Origin of the sequence: Anoxybacillus andreesenii, assembly GCF_030813005.1 — a bacterium.
GTDB classification, from domain to species: domain Bacteria; phylum Bacillota; class Bacilli; order Bacillales; family Cytobacillaceae; genus Robertmurraya; species Robertmurraya andreesenii.
In genome coordinates this window covers 1-4266 of sequence record NZ_JAUSTU010000057.1, presented here as the reverse complement: position 1 = coordinate 4266, position 4266 = coordinate 1, and the positions used below count along the sequence as shown (strand labels likewise).

Sequence of the window (4266 nt, the reverse complement as noted above, 5' to 3'; positions counted from 1 at the left end):
TTCGCAGTACCCGCACTACCCATCAGCTATACACTTCCGCCACAACGGTATGTTAGGGACTTGCACCCATTAGAGAGATGCGCTGCCAAGCGCACGAAAGAGCGGCACATTAGGCCGCTCTTTCTTTTATGCGAGAAGTGTCCACCTGAGAAGGACAAACTGACCATTTTGTCCACGGATGGTACCAGGTACCATTTTTAGTTGGTTGAGTACAAGGAAATGAGCTGGTAGTAGATAGTGGTTGTGTTATTTTCCCATTCAACTTTTCTGATTTCTGCGATTCCACTTGAATCGCCGTCGATGGTTCTTTTTACCTCGATCGGAATATCAAGTGGATATAATCGATATCCTTCCTTCACTAACGTAAAAAGATTCTCATCAAGACGTGTTTCTCTTCCCTTTGTCACGATCATCGTATTTAATTCCAAAGGCATACCCATATTTCTCTCTCCTTTGCTTATGGTTATCTTACCCCTATCTTATCATTTCTCCGTTTGATTTTTCATCCATTTCGTCAAATCAGTCACTACCTGGCGATTGATAGCTGGTGGAAAATAATGTGTCAATGAATCAAAATACCAGCTCTCCACCTGCTTATCTAGCGCTCTTAATCTTTTTTCTAGCCGGTAGGCATGTTCTACGGAGACATTCTTATCCTGAACGCCATGAATAATTAAGACCGGGGCTTGCAGTTTTTCCAAATGAAACAAAGGCGTGCGAAACTGGTAGCGCTCTGGGAATTTAGTGGGGGTACCGCCAATCACTCTCTTCATCATGCGCCGTAAATCCTTTCTTTCCACGTAGGTCAGAAACATATCGCTCACACCTCCCCACGTTACTATCGACGCTGTTTCCGGAAAATGGAGCGCCGTCAGAAGGCTCATGACACCACCTCTTGAAAAACCGAATACATGAACCTTGTCCACTCTCGAATGATTTTGGAGTAGGGTGAAAGCGGCGAATGCATCCTTCCGATCATCCCCAGCAAAATCCTCATTCCCTTCTCCCCCTTGATTTCCCCGGTAAAAAGGCGCAAACACGATAAATCCCTCTGAGGCAAACTGAATGATTCTTCCTGGACGAACCATTCCTACACTTTTAATACCACCTCGCAAATATAGAAATCCATTATAAATCCCCTCCGCCTTTGGCTCAGCAAGCAATCCCATCACTCTTAAACCACCGGAGTAATAGGTGACCAGGGAGAGCTCAATATTCGGATTCGGCGATGGATATCGCTGCTTTGAGATGATTTGGCCATCCGCCTTGTTCATATGTTCAACTCCTAAAAAAGTTCTCAACTTGTATATAGGCATTCACACATTTTTTTGCCCCTTCATACGATATGTTAGGTTTTCAACCTTTTATATAGATTCATTTTACCTGAGGAGGTCACAGCATGAAAAAATGGTTAAAAGTTGGGCTTGTCTGTCTTTTAGCTGCCATTCTTATTATACCTTTAGCTGCCTGTAATAATGAAGAAGTTCAAACCATCAGGGTTGCAGAGGTGACTCATTCGATCTTCTATGCCCCACAATACGTAGCGATTGAGAAAGGCTTTTTTGAGGAAGAGGGATTAAAAATTGATTTAACCCTCACACCTGGCGGAGATAAAGTAATGACAGCGTTAATTTCGGATGGGGCGGACATCGGTCTCGTCGGTTCAGAAACATCGATATACGTAGCCGCTCAAGGCTCAAGTGATAAGGTGATCAATTTTGCTCAGCTTACACAAACCGATGGAACATTCCTCGTCTCTCGTGAAAAAATAGAAAACTTCGATTGGAATCAATTAAAAGGGGTTACCTTCCTTGGTCAACGAAAAGGTGGCATGCCACAGATGGTTGGAGAATTTGTGCTAAAAAAGCATGGCATTGACCCTCAGGCTGATTTAGACCTCATTCAGAATGTGGATTTTGCGAACATTACGAGTGCCTTTGCCTCCGGAACGGGTGACTTCGTACAGTTATTTGAGCCACAGGCCTCGATGATGGAAAAGGAAGGCAGAGGCTATATCGTCGCTTCCTTTGGTGAAGAGTCCGGCCATGTTCCGTATACAACCTTTATGGCAAAAGAGAGCTATATGAAGGAGAACAAAGAAATCATTGAAAAATTCACAAGGGCGATTTACAAGGCGCAAAAATGGGTAGAGAAACATAATGCGAAAGAAATCGCTGAAGTCCTTCAACCTCATTTTGAAGATACGGATATCGAAATCATTGAAATGGTCGTAGATCGCTACAAAGGTCAAGGCTCCTATGCCACGGATCCAATTCTAGATGAAAAAGAATGGAATAATCTTCAGGACATTATGGACGAAGCAGGAGAATTACCGAAGAGAATTGACCATAGTAGCCTTGTCAATACAGAAATCGCAGAGAAAATATTAAAGTAAAGCTTGTTAATATTGGATGTTGATTTTAGCCTTATACGTGCGAGTGAACGGGTTTTACTCGGTACGAGTAACGTAGAGAACTTGTACGTATAAGGCGATATTAAATCGACAATATGATTTGGCACAGTATGAAATAAAAAAATTTATGAAGAGGAGGCCGCAATCAAGATGGTTTTGTTAAAAATCGAAGGCATACACCACACCTATTTTACGAAAAGCTCTGCAACAACGGCCCTCTCCGATATCTCGCTTACGGTCGAGGAGGGTGAATTTGTCTCCTTCCTCGGCCCGAGCGGATGCGGCAAAACAACGCTACTCAGTATTATTGCAGGGCTGATCAAGCCCACTGAAGGCAGTATTACATTAGAAGATCAGCCGATTGAGAAGCTTAAAAGTCAGATTGGCTATATGCTCCAGCAGGATTATCTCTTTCCTTGGAAGACGATTGAAGAAAACATTCTGTTAGGCTTAAAGCTTAATAATCTGCTAACTTCCAAGAAAAAACAGGATACTCTCCGCCTGCTTGATCAAATGGGGCTAAGCGGCTTTGAAAAGCAGTATCCAAGTCAGCTCTCCGGTGGCATGAGACAAAGGGTCGCTCTCGTGCGTACCCTCGCTACCGAGCCAAAGCTCCTTATGCTCGATGAACCATTTTCAGCACTTGATTATCAGACGAAGCTACGCCTTGAGGATTTAGTGTCAGACACTCTAAAAACCTTTCACAAGACCGCCATTCTCGTCACTCATGATATTGGTGAAGCCATTGCCATGAGCGACCGAATCTTTCTTTTCAGTCCAAGACCCGGCAAAATACTCAAATCCTTCTCCATCCCCGAGGAACTTAGAACCATCTCACCCTTTCAAGCACGCAATCATGAACTCTATCCAGAAATCTTTCAGACCATATGGAAGGAGCTTGAGCAAATTGAAACCAACCAATAAAACAGAACTCCTCCATCAAGCCTATATTCGCTCCCTCAAACGGGAAGGTAGATGGGTTCGCTTTTACCAGCTCATCATATTTGTTGTGTTCTTTGCCTCCTGGGAATTTTTAAGCCGAATGCAATGGATTGACCCGATGATATTCAGTGCACCGTCAAAGGTATGGGCTCTCTTTACCGAAAAAATCATGAACGGCTCACTCTTCATCGATCTGGGGTACACGTTAACAGAAACTATTTTTGGCTTTCTACTAGGAACGATCATTGGAACGATCCTTGCTGCCATCCTTTGGTGGTCTCCATTTCTATCAAAAGTATTAGATCCTTATTTAGTTGTCCTAAACTCCATGCCTAAGGTTGCTTTAGGCCCTATTTTAATTGTTGCACTCGGTCCCACTATGACCTCCATTGTCGCCATGGGAGCGATCATCTCTGTGATTATAACAACGATCGTGGTCTATACCTCATTTCGAGAGGTCGATGAAAACTATCTAAGGGTTTTACAAACATTTGGGGCAACCAGATTTCAATCGTTTCGAGAAGCCATCCTTCCCGCTTCGTTTCCAACGATTATTTCAACGTTAAAGGTCAATGTCGGGCTTTCATGGGTAGGGGTCATTGTCGGAGAGTTTCTCGTTTCCAAGCGGGGCTTGGGCTATATGATTATCTACGGTTTCCAAGTATTTAATTTTACGCTTGTACTCTTGTCCTTGCTGGTCATCGCTATTTTTGCCACAATTATGTACCAACTCGTTGAATTACTTGAAAAGAAGCTGATAAAGAATGGATCACGGAATTAAAGCGGCAAGCATCAAGCATTGCCGCTTTGTTTTTTGTAGAAAGAAAACCCTACGCTAGGCGTAGGGTTCTGGAAAGCTTATAGCGATGTATTAAAAAAATCCCAACCTGGTGTTAAAATAAATTTTGGTT

At 43.1% G+C, this 4266-nt stretch carries 6 protein-coding genes; 4 read left to right on the top strand and 2 right to left on the bottom strand.

Features of this window, described 5'->3' with window-relative positions:
* On the top strand, positions 1-201 hold a 201-nt coding region (locus J2S07_RS21575), incomplete at its 5' end, for a hypothetical protein (RefSeq protein ID WP_307152429.1).
* Here J2S07_RS21575 and J2S07_RS21570 read toward each other — a convergent pair.
* Together J2S07_RS21570 and J2S07_RS21565 are read right to left on the bottom strand one after the other, a co-directional pair.
* Positions 198-440 carry a DUF2584 domain-containing protein gene (locus tag J2S07_RS21570; RefSeq protein ID WP_307152428.1) on the bottom strand — a complete coding sequence of 81 codons (243 nt, stop codon included), beginning with the start codon at positions 438-440 and terminating at the stop codon, positions 198-200. The genes J2S07_RS21575 and J2S07_RS21570 overlap by 4 nt on opposite strands.
* 42 nt (positions 441-482) lie before the next feature.
* Positions 483-1274, bottom strand: coding sequence for an alpha/beta hydrolase family protein (locus tag J2S07_RS21565; protein ID WP_307152427.1), 792 nt, complete (start codon positions 1272-1274; stop codon positions 483-485).
* Between the two features lie 125 nt (positions 1275-1399).
* Here J2S07_RS21565 and J2S07_RS21560 point away from each other — a divergent pair, with 125 nt between their 5' ends.
* From J2S07_RS21560 to J2S07_RS21550, 3 genes are all read left to right on the top strand, one after another.
* A complete protein-coding gene (locus tag J2S07_RS21560) occupies positions 1400-2395 on the top strand; it encodes an ABC transporter substrate-binding protein (protein WP_307152426.1) in 996 nt (331 codons plus the stop codon).
* Positions 2396-2563: 168 nt separating this feature from the next.
* Entirely contained in the window at positions 2564-3337 is a 774-nt protein-coding gene (locus J2S07_RS21555; RefSeq protein ID WP_307152425.1) for an ABC transporter ATP-binding protein, read from the top strand.
* Positions 3321-4136 carry an ABC transporter permease gene (locus tag J2S07_RS21550; RefSeq protein ID WP_307152424.1) on the top strand — a complete coding sequence of 272 codons (816 nt, stop codon included), beginning with the start codon at positions 3321-3323 and terminating at the stop codon, positions 4134-4136. Before J2S07_RS21555 ends, J2S07_RS21550 begins: the two co-directional genes overlap by 17 nt.
* Positions 4137-4266 lie beyond the last annotated feature (130 nt).